This window comes from Allocellulophaga tsushimaensis (assembly GCF_055383085.1).
Map to the genome: position 1 here is coordinate 2954508 of NZ_AP039451.1, position 21932 is coordinate 2976439.

The 21932-nt window shown below is 31.1% G+C and carries 20 protein-coding genes and 1 other RNA gene; 11 read left to right on the forward strand and 10 right to left on the reverse strand.

Annotated elements, in window-relative coordinates; all coding sequences use genetic code 11:
- From ACZ451_RS12830 to ACZ451_RS12840, 3 genes are read right to left on the reverse strand one after another with little or no spacing between them, the layout of a single operon-like run.
- Positions 1-336 (reverse strand): CCC motif membrane protein, encoded by a 336-nt coding sequence (locus ACZ451_RS12830; protein WP_464213016.1) that lies wholly within the window; start codon positions 334-336, stop codon positions 1-3.
- 30 nt (positions 337-366) lie between these two features.
- Complete coding sequence (locus ACZ451_RS12835) at positions 367-699, reverse strand: CCC motif membrane protein (RefSeq protein WP_464213018.1); 333 nt, start codon at positions 697-699, stop codon at positions 367-369.
- A 21-nt stretch (positions 700-720) separates the two neighbouring features.
- A complete protein-coding gene (locus ACZ451_RS12840) occupies positions 721-969 on the reverse strand; it encodes a DUF2752 domain-containing protein (protein WP_464213020.1) in 249 nt (82 codons plus the stop codon).
- Between the two features lie 102 nt (positions 970-1071).
- Here ACZ451_RS12840 and ACZ451_RS12845 point away from each other — a divergent pair, with 102 nt between their 5' ends.
- Both ACZ451_RS12845 and ACZ451_RS12850 read left to right on the forward strand, forming a co-directional pair.
- Positions 1072-1263, forward strand: a complete 192-nt coding sequence (locus tag ACZ451_RS12845) for a hypothetical protein (RefSeq protein ID WP_464213022.1) — start codon at positions 1072-1074, stop codon at positions 1261-1263.
- Entirely contained in the window at positions 1260-1805 is a 546-nt protein-coding gene (locus ACZ451_RS12850; RefSeq protein WP_464213024.1) for a Smr/MutS family protein, read from the forward strand. The genes ACZ451_RS12845 and ACZ451_RS12850 overlap by 4 nt, the downstream gene beginning before the upstream one ends.
- Before the next feature lie 8 nt (positions 1806-1813).
- On the opposite strand, the gene ACZ451_RS12855 is transcribed toward ACZ451_RS12850, so the two are convergent.
- Entirely contained in the window at positions 1814-2338 is a 525-nt protein-coding gene (locus ACZ451_RS12855; RefSeq protein ID WP_464213026.1) for a hypothetical protein, read from the reverse strand.
- Positions 2339-2560: 222 nt separating this feature from the next.
- On the opposite strand from ACZ451_RS12855, the gene ACZ451_RS12860 reads away from it, so the two are divergent.
- Positions 2561-3709 (forward strand): cysteine desulfurase family protein, encoded by a 1149-nt coding sequence (locus ACZ451_RS12860; RefSeq protein WP_464213028.1) that lies wholly within the window; start codon positions 2561-2563, stop codon positions 3707-3709.
- An 8-nt stretch (positions 3710-3717) separates the two neighbouring features.
- Here ACZ451_RS12860 and ACZ451_RS12865 read toward each other — a convergent pair whose 3' ends face one another.
- From ACZ451_RS12865 to ACZ451_RS12875, 3 genes are read right to left on the reverse strand one after another with little or no spacing between them, the layout of a single operon-like run.
- Positions 3718-4374, reverse strand: a complete 657-nt coding sequence (locus tag ACZ451_RS12865) for a hypothetical protein (RefSeq protein ID WP_464213030.1) — start codon at positions 4372-4374, stop codon at positions 3718-3720.
- Positions 4375-4384: 10 nt separating this feature from the next.
- A complete protein-coding gene (locus tag ACZ451_RS12870) occupies positions 4385-6778 on the reverse strand; it encodes a TonB-dependent receptor (RefSeq protein ID WP_464216926.1) in 2394 nt (797 codons plus the stop codon).
- A 51-nt stretch (positions 6779-6829) separates the two neighbouring features.
- The gene (locus ACZ451_RS12875; protein ID WP_464213032.1) at positions 6830-8521 is read right to left on the reverse strand and encodes a M23 family metallopeptidase; all 1692 of its coding nucleotides are present in this window, start codon (positions 8519-8521) and stop codon (positions 6830-6832) included.
- A gap of 184 nt (positions 8522-8705) precedes the next feature.
- Here ACZ451_RS12875 and ACZ451_RS12880 point away from each other — a divergent pair, with 184 nt between their 5' ends.
- From ACZ451_RS12880 to rny, 4 genes are all read left to right on the forward strand, one after another.
- The gene (locus tag ACZ451_RS12880) at positions 8706-8996 is read left to right on the forward strand and encodes a hypothetical protein (protein ID WP_464213034.1); all 291 of its coding nucleotides are present in this window, start codon (positions 8706-8708) and stop codon (positions 8994-8996) included.
- 17 nt (positions 8997-9013) lie between these two features.
- The gene (locus ACZ451_RS12885; RefSeq protein ID WP_464213036.1) at positions 9014-9310 is read left to right on the forward strand and encodes a cell division protein ZapA; all 297 of its coding nucleotides are present in this window, start codon (positions 9014-9016) and stop codon (positions 9308-9310) included.
- 51 nt (positions 9311-9361) lie between these two features.
- A non-coding RNA gene (gene ssrS / locus ACZ451_RS12890) (6S RNA) lies at positions 9362-9473 on the forward strand.
- 50 nt (positions 9474-9523) lie between these two features.
- Positions 9524-11095, forward strand: a complete 1572-nt coding sequence (gene rny, locus ACZ451_RS12895) for a ribonuclease Y (protein WP_464213038.1) — start codon at positions 9524-9526, stop codon at positions 11093-11095.
- An 83-nt stretch (positions 11096-11178) separates the two neighbouring features.
- Here rny and ACZ451_RS12900 read toward each other — a convergent pair whose 3' ends face one another.
- Entirely contained in the window at positions 11179-12207 is a 1029-nt protein-coding gene (locus ACZ451_RS12900) for a VPGUxxT family thioredoxin-like (seleno)protein, type 2 (protein ID WP_464213040.1), read from the reverse strand.
- 65 nt (positions 12208-12272) lie between these two features.
- Entirely contained in the window at positions 12273-14717 is a 2445-nt protein-coding gene (locus ACZ451_RS12905) for a M14 family metallopeptidase (RefSeq protein ID WP_464213042.1), read from the reverse strand.
- A gap of 114 nt (positions 14718-14831) precedes the next feature.
- Between ACZ451_RS12905 and bshC the strand changes: the two genes are divergently transcribed.
- Together bshC and ACZ451_RS12915 are read left to right on the forward strand one after the other, a co-directional pair.
- Positions 14832-16433, forward strand: coding sequence for a bacillithiol biosynthesis cysteine-adding enzyme BshC (bshC, locus tag ACZ451_RS12910; RefSeq protein WP_464213044.1), 1602 nt, complete (start codon positions 14832-14834; stop codon positions 16431-16433).
- A 288-nt stretch (positions 16434-16721) separates the two neighbouring features.
- Complete coding sequence (locus ACZ451_RS12915; protein ID WP_464213046.1) at positions 16722-17453, forward strand: peptidase associated/transthyretin-like domain-containing protein; 732 nt, start codon at positions 16722-16724, stop codon at positions 17451-17453.
- Between the two features lie 109 nt (positions 17454-17562).
- Here ACZ451_RS12915 and ACZ451_RS12920 read toward each other — a convergent pair whose 3' ends face one another.
- A complete protein-coding gene (locus ACZ451_RS12920) occupies positions 17563-18108 on the reverse strand; it encodes a pyridoxamine 5'-phosphate oxidase family protein (RefSeq protein WP_464213048.1) in 546 nt (181 codons plus the stop codon).
- Between the two features lie 146 nt (positions 18109-18254).
- Between ACZ451_RS12920 and guaA the strand changes: the two genes are divergently transcribed.
- Positions 18255-19787, forward strand: a complete 1533-nt coding sequence (guaA, locus tag ACZ451_RS12925) for a glutamine-hydrolyzing GMP synthase (RefSeq protein WP_464213050.1) — start codon at positions 18255-18257, stop codon at positions 19785-19787.
- A gap of 2 nt (positions 19788-19789) precedes the next feature.
- Complete coding sequence (locus ACZ451_RS12930) at positions 19790-21931, forward strand: PBP1 and LysM peptidoglycan-binding domain-containing protein (protein ID WP_464213052.1); 2142 nt, start codon at positions 19790-19792, stop codon at positions 21929-21931.
- The last annotated feature ends 1 nt before the right edge of the window (position 21932 follow it).

The window sequence follows — 21932 nt, forward strand, 5'->3', positions numbered from 1 at the left end:
TTATTTATTAAAATAATCTTCTAATGCTTGTCTTATAGCTTCTTCATCTTGACTCATAAGTAAATCCCAACCAAATACATTTATCATCCATACAAAAAATCCTATGGTAGCCAAGTTTACGATTATACCAATAATGGCAATTATTTTTCCTGTTTTTATAGTTCCATAATCAGAATATTCGCTTGGGTTTTCTTTGTATGTTTTTGTTGCCATAATAGCTAGAACTAAAGCTATTATAGCAGGTATTATTCCAGATGCGTAAAAGCAACAGCATACAAAACTGACAATACTCAAAACTATAATCAAAGTTCCATTTGGTAATTTTTGTTGTTCCATAGTTAAAATATTTAGTTGATTTTTATTTTTTTAATATTGATTTCCCCTTTCTAGGCCTTCATTCCATCTTCTCATAAATTCCTTAGACCAATCTTCCCAGCCTACACTACTAATCCAATACGTTAAATAGATGATGATTAAAACATTTATAATCAATGCAATTAAAGCGATGGTTTTCCCGGTCTTTATGGCACTAATATTACTATAAATATCTGGTTTTTCAGTATAGATTTTTTGAGACTTATTTGCCATCATATAAGCTATAGCAGAAGGGATAACCCCTAAGCCACAACAACAGCACAAATATCCAAAAATACTTAAAACAATGATCATTGTTGAATTGGGTAGTTTTTGTTGTTCCATAATTTATTGAGGTTTGGTAATTTATAAAAATTTTAAAACATAATTAACTAAAATAAATGCTACGCTGCTAATCATTAAAGATATGATAATCTTATTTGCATATTTAATGCTTAAAAAATTATTTAGGATTAAAAATCCAAAAAGTAATAGTATTGGGTATATAGCGGGGTACATTTTAAAAGCGGCAACAAATTCTCCTTTAAATAATAAGGCAACTGAACGTTGCAGACCACAGCCAGGGCAATCTATACCAAAAAGTTTTTTATTCATGCAAGGTAGCATATAATCTTCAATGCGTAAGAATAAGGTTGTTAATAGCATTTTATATAAAAAGTAAATTCGTTTGCCGAAAATTACTATTATTTTTGGTGAATGAAAATAAAACAGATCATTTATTTATTGTTCATTGCAATTGGAGCTTGTTTTATGGGTTTTGGCGAACATATGATCCGTAAAGAATATACTTTAATTGTAGGGATTGTTTTTTTAATGTTTGGGATTTATAAAATCACTCAAACATACAGTAATACTACAAATGATTCTAATGAAAGTGATGTAGAATGAATACTTTAAACGTTGGAGATACGGTAGAAACTATTGATGACAATATTACCGGGATTATTGTAAAAATTAGTGATTCTGAAATTACAGTAGAAAGTGATGAAGGTTTTTTATTAAAATTTTTAGCAAAAGAACTTTTAAAAACTTCTGAGAGTGATACTATTTCTGTAACTAATTATGAAGTAGCTAAAATTAAAGGAGAAAAAGAACTACCAAAGAAAAAGAATAGGCCTATTGCAAAACCTAAAGAGCGTAGTATGCCTAAAATGGAGGTAGACTTACACATCCACCAATTAGTAAAATCTGAAAGAGGAATGTCTAATCATGAGATATTGAACATTCAATTAGATACTGCAAAAAGGCAATTAGAATTTGCAATACAAAAGAAAATACAAAAAATTGTTTTTATCCATGGAGTAGGAGAAGGCGTTTTAAAAGAAGAGTTAAAATATTTATTTGGCCGATACGACCAAGTAAAATATTACGATGCAGACTACCAAAAATATGGTTTGGGAGCAACAGAAGTTTATGTTTTCCAAAATTAATAAGAAGTTTATTCTGGAAATGTAGCTATTGCACCAAATTCTTCAACACTTAAATCAGTTATTCGTTGTCCTTGAGATGTTATTAAAGAAATAGAATTGATATTTATTTCATGTCTAAACCCTGGAATATCATTTACTAACGTATCTTTTGTTATAATAGAAACTACTCCTTCTGAGGCAACAATTTCTTGTACTACAGATGGTGTAGAAGGTGGTATTGTACTACAAAAATAATTTGCGGTTACATTATCAGAAAAAATACGATATGTAATAGTAGTATTTGTACTACCATTGCCAACAGTAGAAATTATAGGATCTATTGTAACCTCATTTTGAAGCAAATTAGCAGGTATTTCCATTATCAAAGCTTCTTCTGTATTGATTTTGAAAAGTAAGTTGTCTTCATCTACTTTAATAACAGAATTGCAGGAGTTTATAAGTCCATCTTCAAAATCTAACGTTTCAATTTGTAAATCTCCGTCATCACAACTTACACAGGCTAATAAAGTCAATAAACAAAATAAATGCTTCATAGTTTCTTTAATTTTTTTACCAAAAATCTAGACTTCAAATTTAAACGAAATAAATTTTAAAAAATATTAGATTAAAGTTAAAATCGTAAAAGTCTTAAATATGCCATTTAAATTCAATATTTCCTATTAAAACTATAGGTTTTACTGGGGGTGAGAAAGCAATAAACTTGTTTTGCGCTTTTGTTAAAATGCACTACTTTGGTCAAAAAATTAACCAAACTAATGCAAAAAGTTTACTTAGATAATGCAGCAACAACAGCAGTAAGACCTGTTGTTATAGAAAAAATGCAAACTGCATTAAGCTCTTTTTATGGTAATCCGTCTTCTACACATAGTTTTGGACGTTCTGCCAAAACTGCTATTGAAAAAACAAGAAAAACCATTGCTAAATACTTAAATGCCCATCCATCCGAAATTATATTTACTTCTGGAGGTACCGAAGCAGATAATATGGTACTGCGTTGTGCTGTACGTGATTTAGAAGTTACTACCATTATAACTTCTAAGATAGAGCATCATGCAGTTTTGCATACTGTAGAAGAATTAGAAAAAGAATATGCGATAGAAGTAAACTATGTTGATTTAGATACTGATGGCAATCCAATAATTTCGCACTTAGAAACACTTTTGGCAAAAGATGATTCTAAGAAATTAGTAAGTTTAATGCATGTAAATAATGAGATTGGTAACATTTTAGATATTAAATTAGTAGCAGATTTATGTCAAAAAAACAATGCTTTATTTCATTCAGATACCGTACAATCTTTAGGGCATTTGTCTTTTGATACCAAAGAAATTAAAGCTGATTTTTTAACTGCTGCTGCACATAAGTTTCATGGACCTAAGGGAATAGGTTTTGCATTTATAAGAAGAAATATAGGATTAAAATCTATGATTTTTGGCGGGTCACAAGAAAGAGGGTTTAGAGCTGGTACAGAATCATTTCATAATATTGTTGGTTTAGAAGAAGCTTTTGTTGCTACATACGATCATTTAGAAGAAGAAAGCGCATATATCTTAGGTTTAAAAGAATATTTTATAGTGCAAATAGAAAAGACTTTTCCAAATGCTCTATTTAACGGATGCTCTGGCAATACTGCTAAGAGTACATACACCCTAGTTAATGTGAGGCTACCTTTTGATGAAAAAAAATCTAAAATGTTATTATTTCATTTAGATATCAAAGGAATTGCTTGTTCGGCAGGTAGCGCTTGTCAATCAGGTAGTAATTTGGGTTCTCATGTTTTAGCCGAACTAATGGATGAAGAAGAGCGTAAAAAACCTTCTATACGATTCTCTTTTTCTAAATATAATACTAAAGAAGAAATAGATTATGTTATTGAAGAATTAAGATTGTTTTCTGAACGTTAGAAGCAATCTTAATTTTTATTCTTTTTATTCTTCTTGCGTTCTTTCTCATAAGGAAATTTACGGGTAGCTAATTTCATCATCCGATCAATAAGATCTGTAGTGTTTTTTCCAGATTTTTTATTAATTTTTTTCTCGTACCTCCATAATAGTTTCCCAGTTTTTCCATCACTAATTTTAATGCCTATTCTCCCAAAATCTGCATTACCAATGAGATAGTCTATAAAACTAAAATCATCAGGGATACCTTTAGATAATAAAATATTTAAATCTGTATTACCACTTATAATACCATCAACTTCCAATATTTCGCATAATTCTTTGATGCTATAAATATCAATATTCTCATAGGTGATATTATTTTTTGCAAGGATAGCATTGGTGTTTTTACTATTTTGAAATGCTACCGATAACTTCTTTTTTTTCATTCTCTTAGAAAAATAAAGCTCAAAAGCATCTTGTATAGCATAACCTTCTTTTTCTTCTAGCTTCTTTTTCTCTTTTGCACTAATTGTGTTTTCTAATTGTAAATGCGTAAAAAAAGGAAGTATAGCAAGTTCTTTGTGGTGTTTAGAAAGTTCATTAAATCTAGGACTTTCATAAATGTTCTTTTGTGCTGTAACTAGGGTTAAAGTTAAAAAAAAGAGGAAAATTAAATTTCTTTTCATTTGCTTAAGGCTAAAAACGCATTTTTATTCTTAGGTTTAAAATGCGACTTGTCAAAAAATTAGGTACAGCAAATTGCTGTTGATTATCAATATTTCTTACAAAAGTATTTGTTATAGAATTCTGATTGTTAAATAAGTTATAAATCTCAAATCCTGCAGAGAGTTCTTTAAAACGGTTTAACCAACTATTTTCTACTCTCTTTTTGGTACCATCTACAAAAATATAAGAAATTCCTAAATCTGCTCTTCTATAGTCTCGTAATCTACTCTGAAAAAGATATGGATCTGCAAAGTTTGGTGAGCCACCAGGTACTCCTGTATTATACACCAAATTTAAATACATTTTTAAATCTGGAATGGTAGGAACATAATCTTGAAACAAAATACCAAGTTTTAAACGTTGGTCAGATGGTCTAGAGATAAAACCACGGTTATCTTGGTTTTCTTCTGTTTTTAAATAACCTAAACTTATCCATGATTCTGTTCCTGGTACAAAAGCCCCATTCATTCTAAATTCTAGACCATAGGCATACGCTGTTGCGTTATTGTTTGCTCTATATCGAATACGAACATCCTCTAAGGTATAGGTATTTACGTTTTGTAAATCTTTATAATATACTTCACTAGTTAACTTAAACGGACTGTTCCAAAGATCAAAACTATACTCATTACTAAGTACTGCATGTATGGCTCTTTGTGCTTTTACATTTACTTGCACTTCACCTGTTAAATCTCTTAATTCTCTATAAAAAGGAGGTTGATGATACACCCCCCCAGAAAGCCTAAACAGCATATCTTTTTCCCAATTGGGCTTAATGGCAAATTGTGCTCTAGGGCTAAATACAAATTCTGAATTTTGATTATTCTGATCATCAGAAATTGTCCAATACTGCGATCTTAAACCTAAGTTGTAATAAACCTGATTGTTTCCCCACTTTTTTTGTTTGCTGTATTGTACATAAGCTGCAATTCTATTTGTAGTAACAAAGTTTGTTGCATTTATACTTTCTAATGCTTCTATAGGAGCATTAAAAGGTTCTTCTGGCTGATTGTTTATAAATTCTTCTCTAGGCGGGCGGATAAAAAAACCGAGTGAATCTAAAAATTCAGATTCATTTAAACGATCTCTAATATCCTCATGCGTATAGGTTACTCCCCAATCAATATCAGTATCATTGTTTTTATACTTTCCTTTATGGGCTAGTTTAAATATAAGTGCATCTAGGGTATTTCTAGCCCTATTGAATTGCGTTCCTAACCTTTGTGTAGTATTCACTTCTCCTAATGGGTCTGCTTCCCCCAATTGGTATTGTGCTATAACATCTGTAGATTCTTCTTCTGTTGCTTTATAGATGGATGGAATGAGTTTTAATGTTATTTTTTCGTTTAAATAATAGGTAGCTTTTAATGCTCCAAGTACTGTATTATAGGTATTGTTCTCCCTACCTTCATAAAATATAGATAAAAACCGGGGCTCGTTTATGGTACCAAAATTAGTTTCTCGGGTTAAGGGTTCATTTTGATAATCATTAATGGCTATATTTCCTAAAAACCCTAGATTAAATTTGTTTGAAAATTGATACGTATTATAAGTCTGAAAATCTAAAACTACCGGTGTAAAATTTGTGATGGTTTGTTGGCTATTTACTAATAAACTATTGTCTCTGTATCGAATACCTGATATGGAACTAAGCTTTTTATTTTTAGAAGTAGCTTCTACAGTTGCACTAGCACCTAAAAAACTGGCATCAACTTTTACACCAAAAGAAGTAGGCTTTTTATAAGTGATATCTAAAACTGATGATAGCTTATCTCCGTACTTAGCTTGAAAACCTCCTGCTGAGAATTTTATATTTTGGACCAAATCACTATTTACAAAACTTAAACTTTCTTGCTGTCCAGAACGGACTAAAAAGGGACGATATACTTCAATTTCATTAACATAGACTAAGTTTTCATCAAAATTACCACCTCGTACTGCGTATTGCGTACTCAGTTCATTACTAGATGAGACACTAGGAAGCAATTTTAAAACATTTTCTACTCCTGCGTTTGCGCCGGGTATGACTCTTATAATTTCTGGAGCAATATTAATAATACCATCTACTTTTCGTTCCCCAGTTGCGGTAACGGTAACCCCATCAATCTGGATAGCACCAACCTTTAGAATAGGATTAAATTCAAAAGTTTCATTTGTATTTAGCACTACATTTTCTAAGACTACATTTTCATGACCTAAATGAGAGAATGTAACAGATACGGCTATATCAGCATCAATTTCTAAAAAATAAAAACCATCAGCATTAGAAACAGTTCCATTTTTTGCAGATTGTATGGTTGCATCAGCAATAGGCTTGTTGTCTTCATCTAAAATTACACCAGTAATAATAGCTGTTTGTGCCATTAAAAATGAAGGAAAAAAGAAGAGTAAATATAATTTTATGTATTTCAAATTTTATTTTCTAAAGAAAGAACTCGTAAAGGTAGTACTATTACCTACATTATCCGTAACAATTACTTCTAGATTATACTGTTTTTGAGTGATGATATCATCATCAAAACTATAGGTTATGGTATTTTTTTTAGGTTCGTATTCCATTAAAATCCATTTGCCATTTAAAGTAGCAGAGTAGGTATCTATACCACTCAAATCGTCAGTTATTTCTAAGCTTAAATAGCTATAGTTAGTTAACCACTGTTTTTCTTTAAAATTTTTAGGTCTAATTATTGGGGCAATAGTATCTTTTGCTAATGTATAGACTCCTAAATTTCTCGTTCTGGTAGAAAATGTATTTCCTCTTTTATATGTTGAAGTATAATTTGGTTGTAATTTTTTATCCAAACGAGCAATAAATAACTGCTTTTTCTCTTCATTGGTGTATTTAGAAGTATCAAAAGTAATTGTGAACTTTTTGTGCGCTGCCACTTTTTTATTGTGAATGGTAACTGTATCGTGATCTTTTTTTAAATCGATATAAAAATCTTCATAGAAGGTATTGGCAGGAAAATAAACTTGAGCTGCACCTAAATTATAAGTATTGGGTTTCTTGGCAACAATATAATTCTCGGTTTTTAGGAGTTCTTTTTTTATTTCTATTTCCTGTTTTTTACCTTCAATAGGTATAATTACTTTTGTGGTATTATCTTCAAAATCTTTCATGAGGATTTCTACTTTATAACTAAGCCCTTCCTCAATTCTAATTTTGCCATCATTATGCATTTTATTATAAATGCTTAGCTTATTACTTTTTGTCTTAAATAGCTTTTGGATGCGTTGACTGTATTTTCCAAAATGTTCGTAATCAATAAGTGTATTGATGTATTTTGTTTCTCCAAAAGAAAATGATTCTAAATCGTAATCGGTATATATTTTACCATTTACGAGTTGTTTTACAGCATATAATCCGTTTTTATTTGCAGCTAAATCCTGCCTGTCAAAAGAATTTACTCCAAAGCCAATAGTACCAGATGCTAAAATTTTATCTGCTAAGAATGAACCATCTTTTTGCTTTGTAAAATTAAGCTGTGTTTTACGATTACTTTTATTTAATTGGGCATCATCAGATAATGGATACGCAAATAAACCCACTAAAATTGGAGCTGAAGTATCTTCTACCTCTAATCCATAAAATAATGGATTAGTAGGTTTTTCAGAAATACTACTTCTAATTTCAAAATGCAAATGTGGTCCTGATGATCCCCCAGAATTCCCAGAATAGGCGAGTATTTCTCCTTTTTCTAGTTGTAACTCTCCATAATCTGGAAAAACTTCAACCTGATACGATTTTTTAGTGTATTGTATTTTCCTAATATATGCTTCAATTTTAGGACTATATTTTTGCAAGTGTGCATATACAGAAGTATAACCGTTAGGATGTGCTACATAGATAGCCTTGCCATAACCCCAATGTGATATTTTAATACGGGTTACAGTACCATCTGCTATGCTGTAAACAGGTAAACCCTCTCTTTGCTGTGTTTTAAGATCTATTCCTGAGTGAAAGTGGTTGCTTCGTAATTCTCCAAATGTACCTGCTAAAACTAGTGGAATATCTAGAGGAGACCTAAAATAGTTTTCAGGATACTTCTCTTGAGCAGTATTTCTTGTAAAGAAAAGTAGTAATATCCCAAAAATAATTAACCTCATAATTCTCATAACTATATTACGAAAGTAATTAATAGAACTTAAAATAAGAAAAAGATCAACCTTTTAAATTTCTAAAGTACTGATAAGCCACTATTTATTTAATGATTTATAAAGATTAATGAAAAAAGAATTGGAAGTTTAAAGATGTGTGTTAACTTTGTGTAAAATGCATTGATGTTTGCATATGAGTGATTTAGTAAGTATAGTAGATTCTTTAGAGAATAAAATTAGTAAGTTATTGCATCAAATGGAATTGTTGCAACAAACTAATTTAAGATTAGAAGAAGCACTTAAGATTGAAATAAATGATCATGCTACTACTAAAGAAACGAGTGTTGTTTGGGAGGAAAAATATAATGCTCTTAAACTTGCTAACACAATGCTGGGTAGTGATACAAATAAAACCGAAGCGAAGCTTAAAATTAATACGTTAATTAGAGAGTTGGATTATTGCATAGTACAACTATCTGAATAACGTTTTCATATATTAAAATGGCAGAAAAACTCAAAATAAAACTTTCTATTGCTGATAGAGTTTATCCTTTAACGATAGACCCAAGTCAAGAAGAAGGTTTGCGTAAAGCAGCTAAAAGTATAGAGCAGTTAGCGCAGAATTTTGAAAAAAATTACGCCGTTAGAGACAAGCAAGATGTATTAGCCATGTGTGCTTTGCAATTTGCCTCTAAAATAGAGCAACGCAGTATAGATCAGATGGAAGATACCACAGAAGTTATGGCTCGTTTAAAAGCCTTAGATGAAATGATATCTCCTAAGATTGGTGTAAAATAAGTTCTTTTAAATAAATAAAGTTACTACCCACATTGGTATTATTTTTGACAAACTCAACGTTAAATTGTTTTAAAAAGGGTGAGTTTAGGTTGTAAAAGCAGGCCTTGCTTGTACAAGGATTCTTGAGCAATCTGTTAGCCCTAAACCTGTTTTTTTGGAGTTTGTACAAAACTTCCCCAATGTGGGTTTTTTTATAAATATTTTTATAACATTATGGATAATATAACAATAGGAATAATTGCAGCAATAATAGGCTTAGTTTTAGGTTTTTTAATTGCCAAACTTATGGAAAAGGGTAAAGCTTCCAAAATAATAGCAAATGCTAAAAGAGAAGCAAGCTCAATTTTAAAAGTTGCAAAATCTGAAGGAGAAAGTACTAAAAAAGATAAAATCTTTCAGGCAAGAGAAAAATTTTTAGAGCTAAAAGCAGAGCACGAAAAAGTAATTAACAATAAAGATAAAAAGATTGCAGAAACAGAAAAGCGTACTAGAGATAAAGAGTCTCAAGTAAGTAATGAATTGGCAAAAAACAAAAAGTTAAACGGAGAAATAGAAAGAAAAATAAAAGATATAGACCACAAAAGAGAGTTTCTTGATAAGAAACAATCGGAATTAGACAAACTACACAAAAGCCAGGTACAGCAATTAGAAGTTATCTCAGGATTATCAGCAGAGGAAGCTAAAGAACAACTTTTGGCTTCTCTTAAAGAAATTGCAAAGTCTGATGCCATGTCTTATATGCAGACAACAATGGAAGAAGCTAAGCTTACTGCAGAGCAAGAAGCTAAGAAAATAATTATAAATACCATACAACGCATAGGTACCGAAGAAGCTATAGAAAATTGTGTTTCTGTTTTTAATTTAGAATCTGACGATGTTAAAGGTCGTATTATAGGTAGAGAAGGTAGAAACATTAGAGCAATAGAATCTGCCACAGGAGTAGAAATTGTTGTAGATGATACACCAGAAGCAATTATACTATCTTGTTTTGATTCGGTACGTAGAGAAGTAGCACGTTTATCCTTACATAAATTGGTTACAGATGGGCGTATACACCCTGCAAGAATTGAAGAGATTGTTAAAAAGACAGAAAAACAAATAGAACAAGAAATTGTAGAAATAGGAAAACGTACTATTATAGATTTAGGAATTCATGGATTGCATCCAGAATTGATTAGAGCTGTTGGTAGAATGAAATACCGTTCTTCTTATGGCCAGAATTTATTACAACACTCTAGAGAAGTTGCTAAACTTTGTGGCGTAATGGCTTCTGAGTTAGGATTAAACGTTAAAATGGCAAAAAGAGCAGGACTTTTACATGACATTGGAAAAGTACCTAATACCGAAGCTGAAATGGAAACACCACATGCGATATTAGGGATGCAATGGGCTGAGAAATATGGCGAAAAACCAAATGTTTGTAATGCTATTGGTGCGCACCACGATGAAATTGAGATGAAAACATTGCTTGCGCCAATTGTACAGGTTTGTGATGCAATTAGTGGTGCTAGGCCAGGTGCTCGTAGACAGGTTTTAGACTCTTACATACAAAGATTAAAGGATTTAGAAGAAGTTGCTTTTGGGTTTAAAGGAGTTCAGAAAGCTTATGCAATACAAGCAGGTAGAGAATTGCGTGTTATTGTAGAAAGCGAAAAAGTAACTGATGATCAGGCAGCAGAATTATCTTTTGAAATTTCACAAAAAATACAAACAGATATGACCTATCCTGGCCAGGTTAAAGTAACTGTAATACGCGAAACAAGAGCTGTTAATGTAGCTAAATAATATTTCGTATCATATTTCGTATTGAGAGTATAAAAAAAGCGAGCATCTAGCTCGCTTTTTTACTTAGTATCGTTTTTTGGATACTACTTACTATTTTTAGAAGCCCAAGATTTTTTAAAAGGTCTATTGTATAATGTAATTCTTTTTGCATCAGAAGAATTTAATTCTTGTAACCAAAGCAATTGTTTAGGACTTAAATATTTATTTGCCGATTTTCTATTTCCTAGCGCACTATTTATTTTTGTCCTTTGAAGCTCAGTAAGTGGCAAATACTTGTAATTTGTATGCTTTAAATAATAATCTTCATCATTTGTTGCAGGTCGGTAAGTATTATCTTTATTAATAGGTGTAATAGATGCTGTTTTAGCATATTGAGTAAGCTCACTTTCATCTAATTGCGAAGCATCATATTTTACCTTGACCACTTCATGGCCACCCATAAAACCAGCTTCAGTATTTAAAACACCTTTAGAAGCACCTAAATGCTTTTCTCCACTCCAAAAACAATACATTTTAAAGTATTTTTCTTTTACAGTTCTGTTAGAAACAGCAGTAAGTTCTTCACCTAACAATTTCAGATATTCAGGAACTTTTATATTACTATTTTTTAGTGCACTATCCATACCACTATATAAACTTGATGCTGAATATTTTCCAGAAATACGATTGATAATATCTTTGCCAGTATAATTTACTATTCTAACCACAGGATTATTCCAACTAGGTTCATTAAATTGGTTTAAAATTAATTTATCTTTTCCTCCTTTATTATTGTAAATTACTAATGGGATAAATTCATTTTCTATGGCTTCAACCATTAATGGATTACTCAATACATGATGTCCGTAATTTCTACATGTAGAACAGCCAGGTACTTCTTGAAATAAAATTAAAACTGGTTTTTTTTCTTTTTTAGATAGTGCTAGAGCTTCATCATAATCTCTATACCAACTCACCATTCCTAATTCTTCGTATTGATTTTTTGGGTCAGTTCTTTCTTGTGCATTTAGGCTCGTAAGGCTAACACAAATAAAAAGACTGCTAAGTAAAATAAAAATAGATTTATGCATCGTTTTTTGTAGTAAGTCGAAAATGTATAGCGTTAATGACATTCCCATAAGTTAAAGTACACTATTTTAACAATTAAATAAGCATTTATTATTTCTTGAGACCACTTTTAGTTGACCATAAAAAGGGCATTCGCAAAAAATAATTTTCCATTTTCCCAGAAACCTCTAAACAATGGATTATCAACCATGTACACAACTTGACCATTTCCATGTTCTTCTACACCAAAAACAAGTGTTTTTTTAATAGCTTCTTTAGCTTCACTACCAGCAAAACCAGAAATAGGGGTGGTATTTTCTATATAAGCTACTGTACCTTGATCTAAATAAGAGTACGCATCATTTCCTAATTTTAACGTAAAATAAGTGGAGTTATAACCATATGCTAAAGGATGTGTAGTATCTACTTTAGTTTTAAAAATAGCTCCAGTAATCTCATTTTTAATGCTTTCTCTTTCTGTTTTATCATATGTTATAAAGGCAGTAGTGCTGTCTTTTTTTATTTCTTTAGCTTTTATGCCAAATCCATTTTCTCCCGATAAATTGCTAATGGCATTACCCATGGCTATCAATTTACCACCATTTTTAACCCAATCGTTAAGATTCTTTTTTCTTGTTTTATTCATAAAACTACCATACCATCCACTAGGTAAAATTAAAATGTCATATGCGCTTAAATCTACTGAGTTAAAGTAAGTCTCATCTAATACAGTTATTGGATAGTTTAATTGCTTTTCAAAGAAATGCCATATTTCTCCAAATTGTAAAGTACTTGTTGGGCCGCCAGAGAGTACTGCCACTTTTGCATTAGCTATCATTTGTACAGTGCTAGATCCAAAATCATTACCGCTATCTACAAAACCTGTTTTTGTTTGGTGAATTTCTTTAGAATATTTTTGAGAAGCTTTCATTACAGCATTTGGAAAGCTGGCGTTTTGCTTATTATCCGCTTTGGTAATAATTAAACTACCACTATTAAAATTCTTTCCATCAATTTTAAATGGTTTTTGCGTATACCGTACTTTAATTTTCTGTTTTAGAAGTGCAGCTAAAAACCGAGCATCTTTCATACTATTCCAATCTGCTAAATAGGCATATGCATTTTCGTCAAAAACCTTATCTTCAAGTACATTTCCATAGGTAGTATTAGCTGAAATTAAATTTTCAGAAGCAATAGCATCAAGCCCATATGCATAAGGTAAAGACCAAGCTGTAATATCGTAGGTTAAAGAGTCAGTTAATTTTGCATTAGGCTCAAATAAAACTTTTACTAAAGTTCCTTTGGTTTGATTGGTAGAAACGACCAAACTATTTTTAGAAATTTTTCTGGTGCTAATTTTCCTATTATTATAATTGTATCCTTTTACAGAACTATTGGTTGTAGTTCCGTATTTTATATTGTGAGCATCTAAAAGAGAGGTTAATGCCTCAATTTTATCACAATCTCCATCTAATACATAACTTTTATATTTATAATTTTTATTGGTATAGAATTTTTTAAACTCTTTATTTAATTTTAATGCATTGGTATTAGCAATTTCTACAGTAGATAAACCAGTGGTATGATGATGCGCAATTCTGTCTTTTAAAGTAAGCGTATCACCAATACTCGTTTTAATACCTAAACCTGCACGTCCACTACCGCCTTGTTCATAGGTCATCCCTATTGCGCCATTGTAGGTAGGGTAGGTATCACCATAGCTAGGGTAAAACAAATCAAAAACTTCTTTTGTAAAATAAAACCAACCATTTTTATCAAAGTATTTTGCATGATTTTTTCCTATAGTCACCTGAAAATTGCGTTGAAAATCTGTAATTACTTCATGAAAAGGTTCTGCGGCAGGAGCAAAATAATAAGGGCTATCCACTCCTTGCTCATGAAAATCTACATGAACATGTGGGAGCCATTTATTATAAACTTTAAGTCTTTGCTGACTTTCTACTTGTGTTAACCAAGCCCAATCTCTATTTAAATCAAACATATAATGATTTGCTCTTCCACTAAGCCAACCTTCATGATGTTCTTTGCTATTTGGATCTGTAGTAAAGGGAGTGTTTTTATTTTCATAATACCAATTTACATAGCGGTCTCTACCATCGGGGTTGATACAAGGATCTATAATAACAATTGTATTTTCTAAATAATTAGATTTAGAAGTTAATAATTCATAAATAGTAAGCATCGAAGCTTCTGTACTAACACTTTCGTTGCCATGAACATTATAGCTAAGCCAGACTATGGCTTTTTTAGCATTTCCACCTCCTTCTGTGTTTTTGATATGTTCTGCTTGTATCTCATCTATATTTTGCATGTTACTAGCAGAAGAAATATAGGCTAAAACTAAAGGTCTACGTTCATTAGTTTTACCATATTCCTTAAGAGTAACCTTTTCTGAAGCGGTGTTTGCAATATAATTGTAATAGGCTAAAACTTCATGATGTCTGGTAAATTGTGTGCCTAGTTCATAGCCTAAAAACTCGGAAGGAGATTTAATATTTTGGGCAATGTTTAGGTAAGATATCAATAGTGTTGCTACTAGTAAAAAATGTTTCATATGCTTTTATAGATGATTTTGTAATCAAATCTAACAATAATCGACCACATTATTAAATTTAGAATTTATTAATAAAAGAAGAATTCTATCTTTACACTGTTTTTAATTTTTTTTATGAAAGTTGATAGTCTTCCGTTTCGAGAAACGGGTTATTTTTCTAAGCTGATTTGTGATTATTTAGAAGAGCGTTCTTCTTTAAAACCTTTTTATGACAGATTCCCTAAAATTGAAAATTTTAAAGCCCAAATAGCACAAAAACAAAAAAACTTCTCTGAGGCTCATAGGAGTGTTTTGGTAAACGCTTTACAAAAACAATACACAAATATAAATACATCGGAGCTTACTGCATCTCATATTTCACTTTTAGCGAATACAGATACATTTACAATAGTTACAGGGCATCAGCTAAATTTATTTACAGGACCATTGTATTTTTTATACAAGATTATATCCACTATAAACCTAACTACCGAATTAAAAGAAAAATATCCTGATTATAATTTTGTGCCAATCTATTGGATGGCCACAGAAGATCATGATTTTGATGAGATTAATTATTTTAACTTCAAGGGAAAAAAAGTACAACTTAATAAAGAAGCTTCAGGAGGTGTAGGAAGATTGTCTACAGAGGGTTTAGAGGCAGTTTTTGAAATTTTTTCTAATGAATTAGGAGGAAGTAATAATGCCATTTTTATAAAAGAATTGTTTTCTAAAGCCTATTTAGAGCATAACAATTTAACGGAAGCCACTAGGTTTTTAGCAAACGAACTATTTAAAGATTATGGATTAGTTATTGTAGATGGTGATGATGCCCAATTAAAAAAGCAATTAATACCATTTGTAGAAAAAGATATTTTAGAAAATACGTCTTTTAATGCAGTAACTAAAACCATTGCTAAATTAGAAGCATTACCAGAGAACCTTAACATACAAGTGAACCCACGCGAGATCAATTATTTTTATTTAGTTGATGGAGTTCGTGAGCGGATTATAGAAAAAGAAGGAGTTTATTATGTAAATGATACAACAATACAATTCTCTAAATCAGAAATTTTAGAAGAATTACACACCTATCCAGAACGCTTTTCACCTAATGTTATTTGCCGTCCTTTGTATCAAGAAGTAATTTTACCTAATCTATGTTATATAGGTGGTGGTGGAGAAATTGCGTATTGGTTAGAATTAAAAGACTATTTTGATACTGTTGGAGTTCCTTTTCCGATGTTATTGTTAAGGAATTCAGCTTTATTGATCACTAATAAACAGCAACAGAAGTTAGAAAAATTGGAGCTGACTGTTACAGATTTATTTTTAAAGCAGCATACGTTTATCAATAAAAAAATAAGAGAAATATCTAATATAGATATTAATTTTTCGACTCAAAGAAAAACGCTTACAACCCAATTTGCAGCACTTCATGAACTAGCTAGCCTAACAGATAAATCTTTTTTAGGAGCTGTAAAAGCACAAGAAGTAAAACAATTAAAAGGTTTAGATCATCTAGAAAAACGCTTGTTAAAAGCGCAACGATTAAAACTAAAAGATCAAGTGGTCCGGATGACAGCGATACAAAACGAATTATTTCCAAACCACTCTTTACAAGAACGATATCAAAATTTTTCTGAATTTTATTTAGAATATGGCAGAACATTAATACCACAATTAATAGCGCAATTAAAACCTTTAGAGGGTAAGTTTACAATAGTTAAGCTTTAAAAAAAACACTGAAAATAGATACCGATTTATTTGAAATGACCTTGGATGTCACGAAACATGCTACGCATTACGTTTTCTATAATTTGGAAAGCTAATGGAGCAAATTTTAACGGCAAGTTAAAATGCTATTTTAGAAACTATAGTGTAGTTATATTAAATAACTATTTCTTACTTTGGAAAAGCAATTCATCTAAATTCTATTAAATATTGAAGCTTTGGTTTAAGTTTTTATTATTCATATTACATGTGCAGGCTTCATTTTTAGGATTTTGCCAAGAAAATACTGTGATGTTAAACGGTAGGGTTAAAAACATAAAAAATGATATTTCTAATGTATTAATTATCAACTTAAATTCTAAAGAATCAACAATTACTGATTCATTAGGCTTGTTTGTTATTGAAGTTAAGTTACGAGATTCATTGCGATTTACTGCAGTTCAGTATCAAAAAAAAGAAGTTGTTATAACCGATTCCATTCTGCTTAAAAATTCGCTTATCGTGAATCTTACTGAAAATGTTATCAATTTAAAGGAAGTTACTGTTACACCTTATAATTTAACAGGTGAAATAGGCTTAGATATTAATAAACTTAATATTGAACCTGCTGTTACCACTTCAACATTGGGTATACCTAATGCTGATGTCATAAAAATGACACAAAGTGAACGATTACTTATAGAGGCAGATAGAGGAAAATATTTCTATTATTATGGAATAGCTTTAATAATCAATACACATAAAATTATGAATAGGGTTTCTGGTAGAACCAAATCCTTTGAAGATATGGTTGCTAGAGATGAAGATATAGCTTTAGAAAAAGAAATTATCACCAAATTTTCAAAGAAAACCATATCACAAGATTTTGATATCCCCGAAACAGCTATTGATGGATTTTTGACATATTGCATGTCGCAAAAAGATTTTTCAGAATTATCAAAAGCAGCCAACGCTATTGAAGTTTGGGAGTATCTAAAAGCTAAAAGTATTGAGTTTAAAAATAAAGATATTGTAAGAGAATAGTAATATGTATAATAAATTATGAGTTTCTGAATTATCCTAAGTGAGATAATTTTATACCATTAATACTTCTTATAAATATATTTTAAAAAATAGAACTTCATTAATAGTATTAAGGCGTTAAAAATTCCCCTTTCCAGGTATTTTCTACCCTTGTAAAACTCGCTTTTGTGTGTTTTTCTCTTCCTAGTTTTAGGTATTCTATTCTAGTAGGAACAACTTTTAGTAAGCAAAAATAATTTTCATTATTCGTATATACAGTTTCATCAGGTGTAGAAATAGGAGTTCCAGGGCTTTTTGTTGTAGTATAATCTTTATGTGCATATTCAGGAACACTATTCCATTGTTCTAGTGCTATTTTTGAGTCGGAAATGATACTAGCAATACCTTCTATTATAATTTGAATTTGCTTTTCAGGATGATAAAATAAAACACTAACAGTATTGTTTTTTTCAATTTCCAGTACTTTTTTAGAACGTTTATCCGTATAAAAGCTTAATTCTAGATGGTCTGAAATTCCACGTAAAACAACTGTTCTTTGCTGAGGTTTTTGATTAATGTCTACAGTTGCTAGTGAGCAAAATTTAAAAGGATGTCCTTTACTAGAGCTGCCTGTTTTTAATTCATTTTTTAGTGCTGTAAAAATAGTTTCAATCATAAATAGATGATTTATTAAACATCAAATTTAAGGGAATCAATAAGAAGAATTACAGCAATTCCTTATCTTAAGAAAAGATGTTTATAATTTGTAATAAATATCAAAAAAGAAGCTATTGCAAAAAAATCATTTTACTATTTTTGCCCATGCAAAATAAAGTTCTCATTTTAGATTTTGGTTCTCAGTATACACAACTTATTGCAAGAAGGGTTAGAGAGCTCAATATTTTCTGCGAAATTAAGCCCTATAACAAACTTCCAGAAAATATCAAATCATATAAAGCTGTAATACTTTCAGGTTCTCCTTTTTCGGTGCGTGCTGAAGATGCACCACATCCAGATTTATCAGAAATACAAGGAAAAAAGCCATTATTAGCGGTTTGTTATGGAGCGCAATATTTAGCGCATTTTAAAGGAGGTAACGTAGCGCCATCTAATACAAGAGAGTATGGTAGAGCTAATTTATCTTTCGTAGCTGCTAATGAAAGGTTTTTTCAGAATATTTCTGAAGGAAGTCAAGTTTGGATGAGCCATAGTGATACGATTAAGCAATTACCAACAAATGGGGTTCGTTTGGCTAGTACACATGATGTAGAAAATGCAGCATATAAAATTGAAGGAGAAGAAACCTATGCCATACAATTTCATCCAGAAGTGTACCATAGTACAGATGGGAAACAGTTATTAGAAAATTTCTTAGTACATATTGCTGAAGTAGAGCAGACATGGACGCCAGATTCTTTTGTAGATAGTACCGTTAAAGAATTAAAAGAAAAAATAGGCTCAGATAAAGTTATTCTAGGACTTTCCGGTGGTGTAGATTCCTCAGTTGCAGCAATGCTATTACACAAAGCTATTGGTAAAAACTTGCACTGTATTTTTGTAAATAACGGTTTATTACGTAAAAATGAGTTTTCAGATGTTTTAGAACAATATGAGGGCATGGGGCTTAATGTAAAAGGTGTAGACGCTTCGGCACGTTTTTTGGATGCTTTAGCAGGAGAGAGCGATCCAGAAAAGAAACGAAAAACAATTGGTCGCGTTTTTATTGAAGTTTTTGATGATGAATCTCATCTAGTAGAAGATGCAAAATGGCTAGCGCAAGGAACAATTTATCCAGATGTAATAGAATCTGTTTCAGCAACAGGAGGACCTTCTGCAACGATAAAAAGTCATCATAATGTTGGTGGCTTACCAGATTTTATGAAATTAAAAGTAGTAGAGCCGTTACGAATGTTATTTAAAGATGAGGTGCGTAGAGTAGGGGCTAGTATGGGTATGGAGGCGAAGCTTTTAGGAAGGCATCCTTTTCCTGGACCTGGATTAGCAATTCGAATATTAGGTGATATTACTCCAGAAAAAGTAGCTATATTACAAGAAGTTGATGCTATTTTTATTAACGGGTTAAAAGAATCTGGACTTTATGATAGCGTTTGGCAGGCCGGAGCGATGCTTTTACCCGTAAATAGTGTAGGAGTTATGGGAGATGAACGTACTTATGAAAAATGTGTAGCTTTACGTGCAGTTGAAAGTACAGATGGGATGACGGCTGATTGGGTGAATTTACCATATGAGTTTTTACAAAAAACTTCTAACGAAATAATAAATAAAGTAAGAGGTGTTAATAGAGTTGTTTATGATATTAGCTCTAAACCACCAGCAACAATAGAATGGGAATAACGATGAATAAAAGAATAATGAAATGTTTTGTAACAACGGTACTACTTTTATTTTTGAGTAGCGTAGCTTTTGCGCAAAAATATACGACTCATACAGTAGTAAAAGGAGAAACATTAGAAAGTATTGCAAAACAATATAGAGTTACCCCTTACAATATTTTAAGCTTTAATAAGGAGATAAAAACAAGCTCAGACCTTAAGCCAAATACTATATTAGTTATTCCTCTTGATGCAACAACGGGAGAAGTAATTACGAAACCGACTGTAGATGAAGTAGAAGAAATACCTGATCCATACCAACAAAAACCTTTTGCCTTTACCTCCCATAAAGTTAAAAGAAGAGATAATCTTTTTCGCTTAGCCGAACGTTATAACATTACAGAAGAGGATATTAAGCGTTATAATAAAGAGTTATATTCTGTACAACTTAAAAAAGGAATGACTTTAAAGATTCCGAAGTATAAAAAAATTGACCCTAAAGACAATCCTTTTAGTGATGAATTTTTTAAGGATTATATAGTACAACCAAAAGAAACAAGATGGTCATTGGTACATGAATATGGAATAACTATTGATAGTTTACTTGTATTGAATCCGGGACTTTCAAAAGATGATTCGTATTTAGCTGCAGGTCAAAAATTGCGTTTGCCAAAACTATTAGGCAGCACTTTAGAAAATGTAGAGACAGAATTGTTTATTTCATATACTGTGCCCGCTAAAAAAGGTTTTTTAGCATTAGAAAGAGAGTTTGGAGCAACAGAAGAAGAAATAAAGAAGCTAAATCCAGAGCTTTTAGAACGTGGTTTACAAGAAGGAATGGTCATTAGATTGCCTCAGAAAAAGTTGTCTAATGCACCCGTTAATACCGATAATTATAATTTTTACCAGGTAAAACAAGGAGATACGGAGTATTCTTTAACGCGGATGCTTAACCTGAGCTATAAAGAGCTTTTAGCATTAAATCCAGATTTGCTAGATGGTTTAAAAGCGGGTTCTGTTTTAAAATTACCTAAAAATAATACAGGAGATTTTGAAGTTAAAAACTCTCTTGTAATAGAAAATATTAATTTGCTAAATCTTATCAATACAGATAACAAACCTAATTTGGTTTATTTATTACCATATCGCTTAGATTTAATCGATTTAAATAATAAAAGTAAAGCAAGGAATGCTGTAGAAAAAAGAGCAGACGCTAATTTTAGTCTTGCTTTCCATTCAGGAGCACTAATAGCGTTAGATTCTATTAAAAAGTTAGGGATATCGGCTAATGTTTCCTTTTTAGATACAGAGAAAAATTTAGATAAAATAAAAGGACTTCTAGAAAATCAAGATATTAAAGTTGCTGATGCTATAATAGGACCGCTAGATCAAAAATCTTTGCAAGAGGTAGCGGTTAGGCTTTCCGCTAATCGTATTCCAGTAATTGCACCAATTCCATCAAAAAGCGATATAAGCCTTTCTAATGTTTTCTTTTCTGTGCCTTCTGATAAGGTGTTAAAAACACGAATTTTTGATTATGTTAAAGCGCAACGAACAGATCAGAACATTGTAGTTATTGTAGATGAAAAGCATAAAGGACTCATTGAAGAATTTAAAATAGAGTTTCCAGAATCTAAGTCTATGCAGCTTGATGAAGAATTTGCAATGAAAGATAAAATTGTAGCCTTATTATCAGAGCAAAAAGAGAATTGGGTTTTTTTAGAAACCAATCAATTTAATACCATCAATAGTGTGATATCAGTTTTAAATGCATCTAATATGGATGATATTAAGATTAAACTTTTCACCACAAATAAGAGTAAGGCTTACGATAATCCTAAACTACAAAATGCCCACTTATCTAACTTAAATTTTACGTATCCTTCTATAGAAAAAGAAGATCGTTATGATGCTTTTACGGCTAAATATAGAAAACGATTTGGATTAGCACCAGATAAATATGCAAGACGTGGTTTTGATATTACGCTTGATGTTTTGTTAAAGTTAGCGTATAAGAAAAACTTATTTGAAGTATCTAAGTTAGTTACAGAAACGGAATACAGTAATACCAAATATAATTATACAAAAGATGTTTCTTCTGGATACTTTAATTCAGGTACCTATATCATGTCTTATCATGAAATGTATATTAAAGAAGTAAAATAAC